Source organism: Arhodomonas aquaeolei DSM 8974, assembly GCF_000374645.1.
In the GTDB taxonomy this organism is placed as follows: Bacteria; Pseudomonadota; Gammaproteobacteria; order Nitrococcales; family Nitrococcaceae; genus Arhodomonas; species Arhodomonas aquaeolei.
Map to the genome: position 1 here is coordinate 1 of NZ_KB894837.1, position 5,412 is coordinate 5,412.

A 5,412-nucleotide genomic window follows, 5' to 3' on the forward strand; every position below is an offset into this window, starting at 1 on the left:
GTGACAGGCAATAGCGCGAGCAGGCAGTATCGTGACTCTCGCGCACGGCAGGGGACGACGACGTTGCAGTATCACGACCTTCGGGAGTTCATCGAATCGCGGGTGGCGACGGACGCTCACGGGCCCGGGGTGTGTCGAGAGGCATGATCCGGACACACCGGCGCCAGCGCCGACGCAGGCGGACTCACCCCACGCCGAGATAACGTGCCTTGACCTCGTCGTCCTCGCGTATTTCGCTGGCGGGGGCCTCATGGACGATCTGGCCGTTCAACATGACCATGACGCGCTCGGCCACCGCCGTCGCCACACCGAAGTTCTGCTCGATGAGCAGCAATCCGGTCCCCTCCCGTGCGAGCTGCCTCAGGACGCCGACGAGCTGCTCTACGATGGCCGGCGCCAGCCCCTCCGTCGGCTCGTCCATGATCACCAGCCTCGGGTTGGTCAGCAGCGCCCTTGCGATGGCGAGCATCTGCTGCTCACCGCCCGAGAGCGCCGATCCGCCATGATCCCGGCGTTCGGCCAGTCGCGGGAAGAGCTCGTAGACACCGTCGACCGACCAGCGCACACGGCCCCTGCGGCTGACAAGCCGCAGGTGCTCGTCCACCGTCAGCGACGGGAAGATCCGCCGCCCCTGCGGCACGTAGCCGAGTCCCGAGCGGGCCACCGCGTGCGGCTTGCGGCCGTCGATCGAACGGCCGGCGAAGCGGATCCCGCCTCCGGTCGCAGGCACGAGCCCCATGATCGCCTGACACAACGTGGTCTTGCCCATGCCGTTGCGGCCGACGATGGCGACGGGTTCGCCGCCGACCCCGAGGCTGATACTTTGCAGGACATGACTGGTTCCCCGGTGGACCTGGAGGCCGTCGACCTCCAGGCGCACATCAGTTGCCTTGGCTACCAAGGTAGATATCCCTCACCTGTTGATTCGCGCGAATCTCCCCGGGCGTGCCTTCCACGAGCAGCCGCCCGTTGTGCATGACGGTCACGCGGTCGGCGGCCCGCAGCGCAATGTCCAGATCGTGCTCGATGAGCACCACCGTCAGCGACGGGGGAAGGCCCACTATCAGCGCCAGCAGGTGCGTGCGCTCCGCCGGTGAGAGGCCGGCGGCGGGTTCATCGAGCAGCAGCACCTGCGGCTCCCCGACCAGCGCCATCCCGAGCTCGAGCTGGCGTTGCTGACCATGGGAGAGGTCCGCCACCCGGTGGTCCAGCCATCCCCCCATACCGACCCGCTCCGCGAGCGCCACCACCCGCTGCATCTCGTCGCCACGGCGGTGCGGTCGGCGCAGGCTGAAACGCCCGGGGCGCACGCCACGCAGTGCGATGAAGAGGTTGTCCGCGACCGTCAGCTGGGCGAACAGGCTGGAGTTCTGGTAAGTACGGCGCAGCCCCATGCGCGTTCGCTCCCGCGCGGGCACGCCGCTCAGGTCACGCCCGAGCAGGGAGATACTGCCATCGGTGGCCGGGAAATCCCCGGCAATGAGATTGAACAGCGTCGATTTGCCGGCCCCGTTGGCACCGAGCAGTGCCCGGCGCTCCCCCTGAGCGACGGTGAGATCGACGTTGGAGACGGCCGCGAGGGCGCCGAAACGGCGCCCCACGTCGACGAGCTCCAGCGCGTTGACGTCACTTGCCGACATTGCGCAGATCTTCACAGGTGGGCGAGTTGCGGCCCACCTTGCCCAGCTCGAGGAAGGCATCGCGCTTCATGCCAAGCGTCTGATCGACGTCCTTCCTGACCGCCACAACCTTGTTGTAGAGATCGCCGTTCGGCTTCTTGGCGACCACCGTCACGAAGTTGTTGCTGATCCCCTCGCGGTTCTCGTCGAGGGCGACGTGACCGGTCGGGGTCTGAAAGCTGAGACTGTCCAGTGTCTTCTGCAGCTGCTTCTGGCCCTCGGAGAGGTCACCGCCGACCTGCCTGAGCGCGAGCAGCGCCGCCTTGGCGTTCACGTAGTAGGTCTCCGCGAACAGCGAGGGCGACGGGAAACCGTTCGGGTACGTTTCCTGATAGCGCTTCACGAAGGACTCCCAGCCCGGATTGTCCCACGAGTCGGCGATCGGCCCCGCCGACGCGGTACCGAGCAGGTACTGCTTGAACGGCCCCCTGGAGCTCAGCACGGTCTGATCCACGGTCACGGAACTGCCGATCATGGGCTTGCTGCCGCCGTACTGGCGGTACTGGGTGAGGAAGTTCACCGCGTCGGAGCCGCCGAGCATGACGTAGATGGCGTCGATGTCCTCCGGCAGCCGGGTGATCACGGCACTGTAGTCCTTGTTGCCGATGGGGACCCAGTACTTGTGACTGATCTCGCCGCCGTTGCGGCAGAACTCGTAGGCGAAACCGAACACCTGCGTGTACGGAAAGGAGTAGTCCTCCGAAACGACCGCGACCTTGCGGTATCCCTTCTGCCTGTAGACATAGTCGCCAAGGCCGGCCATCCACTGCGCCCCGTCGGTGGAGAAGCGGTAGAAGTTGCGCACCGGATCGCGAAGGGTGGTGTCCTGGGCCGCGGAGGAACCGTTCAGGAAGGTCTTGCCCGGATGCTTTTTGGCATAGTCCTTCACCGCCAGCCCCTCGCTGCCGGAGAGGGGACCGACCAGGATATCCACGTCCTCCTGCTCGATGAGCTTGCGCGCGGCGTCGACGGCGGAATTGGGCGAGGCATCGGAGGAGGCCTTCACCAGCCGGATCGGATGGCCGTTGATCTCGCCCCCGAACTCGTCGATGGCCATTTCGATACCCCGCATCGCATCCTTGCCGTCGACGGCAAACGCCCCCTCCAGGGTGGCAAGACCGCCAATGCGAATGGGCGCCTTGCCGGCGGCGCTGGCGCCCGCCGACGCGGCGAGTCCGGCGATGCCTATCGCCAGCGCCAGTCGATTGAGGATAGTTTTTATCGTCATGGGTCTCTCCTCCTGCTAGACAAGAATCAGGAAATGCGGCGGGCCGTTGCCTCCTCGGTGGACGTCTCGCGATCACCCGGCGGGCGTTCCGCCCGGACGGCGCCGCGCAGTCCCCGCATCAGCCGCTGTGCGATGCCGGTAAGGCCTTCCGGGGAGAACAGCACGACCACCAGAAACGCCAGACCAATGAGGGTGTTGAATCGATCCGGACTGATCAGGTCGATGGCGAAGTTCTGAAGCAGCACGAACGCGACCGCGCCGACGAAGGCACCGAGAGGCGAGGCCATGCCGCCCACCACGCTGATGATGAGGATGTCGATGGTCGGCTGGACGTCGATGGCACCGGGCGAGATACGGCCGTTGTACCAGACGAAGAGCACGCCCCCGGCGGCGGCGATGAGCCCCGAGAGCGCAAAGGCGGCGATACGGAGCCGGATCACGTCGAAACCGAGCGTGCGCATGCGCCGCGGGTTGTCGCGAATACCCTGGAGCGCCATGCCGAACGGGGTTCGTGAGAAGTGGTAGAGCCATCCGAGCGCGACGGCGGCCACACCGAGCGTGAGGTAGTAGAACGGGACGGGCTCGTTGAAGTCGATGCCCGCGACCGCTGGTGCGCGCACCCCGGCGAAGCCGTTGAACCCGTTGAACACGCTGTAGTTCTGGCGCGCAAACAGCGAGAACCCGACGGCGATCGCCAGCGTGATCATCAGGCAGTAGATGCCCCGCGTGCGCACGGAGATCGCTCCCACGACCGCCCCGAACAGCGTGCCGAGGGCGATGGCGGTCAGCACCGTCAGGGGCCAGGGCAGCGCGATACCGAGGTCGGTGCTGTTGACCCCGAAGTAGGCCGTGGCGTATCCGGCGGCCCCGGCGATGGCCATCTGCGCGAGCGAGACCATGCCGCCGTAACCGGCAAGCAGGTTCAGGCTCAGTGCGATCACCCCGAACAGCAGGGACTGGGCGCCGATCTGGTAGGTCCAGAACCCCGGCACGACGAGCGGATAGAACGCGACGACGACGGCAAGCGCCAGCCACGCGGCGGTCCTTCCGGCACACACTCTCATGCCGCACGCCCCAGGAGGCCCTGCGGTCGCACCGCCAGCACCACGACCATGATCACGAAGGTGAACACGACCCCGTAGGTGGGCGCATACGCCAGCCCGTACTGCTCTGCCAGGCCGATCAGCACGGCACCGATCGCTGTCCCGCCGATGCTGCCCATACCGCCCACGATCACGACCACGAGCGACGACAGCAGATAGCGCACGTCCTCTCCCGGCGCCAGCGAAAGCGCACTGCCGCCGATCACGCCGGCGAGCCCGGCAAGACCGGCACCGATCGCAAACACGCACACGAACAACCGCGGCACATTGATGCCGAGCGCATCCAGCATGTCCCGATCGTCCACGCCGGCACGGATCATCATGCCCAGGCGGGTGCGGTTCAGCACGAACCAGAGCACCAGACCCACGAACACCGAGAAGCCGAGCAGACACAGGCGGTAGGTCGAGTACCCGTGGACGAAGGGCAGCGGCGTGAATCCGTAGAGATAGTCGGGGGGCTGGAACTGGTAGGTGCCGCCGCCGTAGTAGGCCAGCATCTGGTCTGCCATGACGATGGACAGGCCGATGGAAGCGAGGGTCTGGCGCAGGTCCTGGCCCTGCATCCAGCCGAACAGGCCCACCTGCATCAGCACCCCCACCAGCGCCATGCCTAAGGCGCCTCCGACCACGGCGGCATACCAGCTACCGGTGGCAGCGGCCACACTGTAGCCGACGTAGCCACCGAGCAGATACAGCGAGCCATGCGCCAGGTTGACCACGCGCATGACACCGAAGATCAGCGTGAACCCGCTCGCCACGATGAAGTACAGCGCACCCAGCGTCAGGCCATTGAGGGTTTGAATGAGGAACAGCTTCACGAAAACTCCCCTTTCCGCTGGAATGGGCCGGCTCCGCTGCGCGTGCCAAACCGAGGGACACGGAACAGCGAAGCGCCTGACCTAGACCATTTGAACCATTATTTATTAATTGGTTTAACCAGACCGTAGGTTGGTCAGGTCGATCTGTCAACCTGAAAGTTGTCGCCAATTGCGGCATAAATGCTGCCCGACAGTGCCCGTCACATCCGCTGTCGGTACGCGGCCTCGGGGATTTCCTGCCGGCACGTGATAGGCAATACCATGATTGGTTGGGATAATTGGGTGGCAGCGGGGCACTGAAAGGGAAAGCGGCCTGGCGAGGCAACCGTCCGCAGCCATAGCCGGCACAGCTCTGTCCCGAGTCATCGGCTGCCGACGGGCAGCTCGCCGCGGGAACAAGCTGCCCCCAACGCTCCCGTTGGTCGACGCCCCGGCGTGTCTGCAACACCTCCGCGCTGCATGCATGCGATCCCACCCGGATACGGCCACGCAACGGTGACAGGCAATAGCGCGAGCAGGCAGTATCGTGACTCTCGCGCACGGCAGGGGACGACGACGTTGCAGTATCACGACCTTCGGGAGTT

Annotated in this window: 5 protein-coding genes; all 5 read right to left on the reverse strand. The window is 65.8% G+C overall.

Annotated elements, in window-relative coordinates:
- Positions 1-184: 184 nt before the first annotated feature.
- The 5 genes from C516_RS0117880 to C516_RS0117900 are packed head-to-tail and all read right to left on the reverse strand — an operon-like array spanning position 185 to position 4,828.
- Entirely contained in the window at positions 185-901 is a 717-nt protein-coding gene (locus C516_RS0117880; protein WP_156831305.1) for an ABC transporter ATP-binding protein, read from the reverse strand.
- Positions 882-1,640, reverse strand: a complete 759-nt coding sequence (locus tag C516_RS0117885; protein ID WP_018719790.1) for an ABC transporter ATP-binding protein — start codon at positions 1,638-1,640, stop codon at positions 882-884. Before C516_RS0117885 ends, C516_RS0117880 begins: the two co-directional genes overlap by 20 nt.
- On the reverse strand, positions 1,627-2,907 hold the full coding sequence (locus tag C516_RS0117890; protein WP_018719791.1) for an ABC transporter substrate-binding protein: 1,281 nt from the start codon (positions 2,905-2,907) through the stop codon (positions 1,627-1,629). The genes C516_RS0117885 and C516_RS0117890 overlap by 14 nt, the downstream gene beginning before the upstream one ends.
- A gap of 26 nt (positions 2,908-2,933) precedes the next feature.
- Entirely contained in the window at positions 2,934-3,971 is a 1,038-nt protein-coding gene (locus tag C516_RS0117895) for a branched-chain amino acid ABC transporter permease (protein ID WP_156831306.1), read from the reverse strand.
- Positions 3,968-4,828, reverse strand: a complete 861-nt coding sequence (locus C516_RS0117900; protein ID WP_018719793.1) for a branched-chain amino acid ABC transporter permease — start codon at positions 4,826-4,828, stop codon at positions 3,968-3,970. The genes C516_RS0117895 and C516_RS0117900 overlap by 4 nt, the downstream gene beginning before the upstream one ends.
- Positions 4,829-5,412 lie beyond the last annotated feature (584 nt).

Coding starts and splice junctions, on each gene's coding strand:
- C516_RS0117885 (WP_018719790.1), bottom strand. CDS start 1,640: ATGTCGGCAAGTGACGTCAACGCGCTGGAGCTCGTCGACGTGGGGCGC.
- C516_RS0117890 (WP_018719791.1), bottom strand. CDS start 2,907: ATGACGATAAAAACTATCCTCAATCGACTGGCGCTGGCGATAGGCATC.
- C516_RS0117895 (WP_156831306.1), bottom strand. CDS start 3,971: ATGAGAGTGTGTGCCGGAAGGACCGCCGCGTGGCTGGCGCTTGCCGTC.